The 1403-nt window shown below is 76.1% G+C and carries 1 protein-coding gene; it reads left to right on the forward strand.

The window, feature by feature from the left end:
* Positions 1-1371 (forward strand): glycosyltransferase (locus B8460_RS14285; protein ID WP_048862285.1); only part of this gene is annotated, 1371 nt, incomplete at its 5' end.
* Positions 1372-1403 lie beyond the last annotated feature (32 nt).

A 1403-nucleotide genomic window follows, 5' to 3' on the forward strand; every position in this document is an offset into this window, starting at 1 on the left:
GCCCGCGCGTGCGTCGCCGCCGAGGCCGCCCGTGCGGGCGGCCCGTGTGACGTCATCACGATGGACGAGGACGTGCGCGGGCCCGACGGCGCGCGCCGCGCGCCGCGCTTCCAGCCGCCGACATGGGATCCCGATTTGCTGCGCGCCACCGGTTATGTCGGCAGCGGCGTCGCGGTACGGCGCGACGTGCTGGCCGGGCTCGGCGGCGCGACGATCCCGGACCTGCCCTGCCTGCTGCTGCGCCTCGCCGCGGCCGTCCCGCCGGCGCGCGTGCGCCACCTGTCGGCCGTGCTGCTGCATGCGCCGGCGCCGCCCGTCTGGCCGGTCGGGATGGTGCGCCGTGCCCTCCGCGCGGAGGGGATCGACGCGATCCCGCAGTCCGACGGCAGCCTGCGCCTGCGCCACGCGGTGCCGGCGCCCGCGCCGCTGGTCTCGATCCTGGTGCCGACACGCGATCAGCCGGACCTGCTGGAACGCTGCCTGCGCGGGCTTCTGCATAACACCGACTATCCGGCGTTCGAGGTGCTGATCCTCGACAACGGCAGCCGCGATCCCCGGACGCTGCGCCGGCTGCGGCGGGTGGAGGCGGACGCGCGCGTGCGGGTGATCCGCGTCGATGCGCCGTTCGACTGGTGCGCGCTCAACAACCGCGGCGCGCAGGCGGCGCGGGGCGACCTGCTGCTGCTGCTCAACGACGACGTCGCGGTGCGCGAGCCGTCCTGGCTCGGCGCCATGGTGGGGCTTGCCTGCCGCCCGGACGTGGGCGCGGTGGGTGCCACGCTGCTGTATCCCGACGGGACGATCCAGCATGCCGGGATCGCGCTGCATCCGCCGGGCCGGGCGGCGCACCTGATGCGTCACGCGCCGGAAGCGGTGCTCGACCAGCCCGGCGGCGCGGGCGCCGAGGAGGTGGAGGCCGGGGTACGCGCGGCGCATCTGCGCAGCGTCCGCAGCGTCGCCGCCGTGACCGGCGCCTGTCTGCTGCTGCGGCGCGAGGTGTTCGACGCGATCGGCGGTCTGGCCGAGGGGCGGCTGCTTGTGTCGTGGAACGACATCGACCTGTGCCTGCGCGTCCGCGCGCGCGGCCTGCGCGTGCTGTGCACGCCCCATGCCCGGCTGGTCCATCGCGAGGGGTCCAGCCGCGGGCGCGACGACGAGCCCGCGCGGCTCGCGGCACGGGCGGAGGAATACGCCTATATGCGCCGCACCTGGGGCGATGCCCTGTGCGACGACCCGCATCTCAGCCCCAATCTCGGCGTCATCGACGAACGACTGGTGCTGGCCTCGCGCGGCGCATCCGCCGCGGGCGTCAGTGCGCCAGCGCCGCCTGCCAGCTTGCGAACAGACGGTCCGCCGTCGCGGCCCACGTGAACGCGGCGGCGCGGGCGACGCTGCGCGCGCGC

This window comes from Acidisphaera rubrifaciens HS-AP3, assembly GCF_000964365.1.
GTDB lineage: Bacteria > Pseudomonadota > Alphaproteobacteria > Acetobacterales > Acetobacteraceae > Acidisphaera > Acidisphaera rubrifaciens.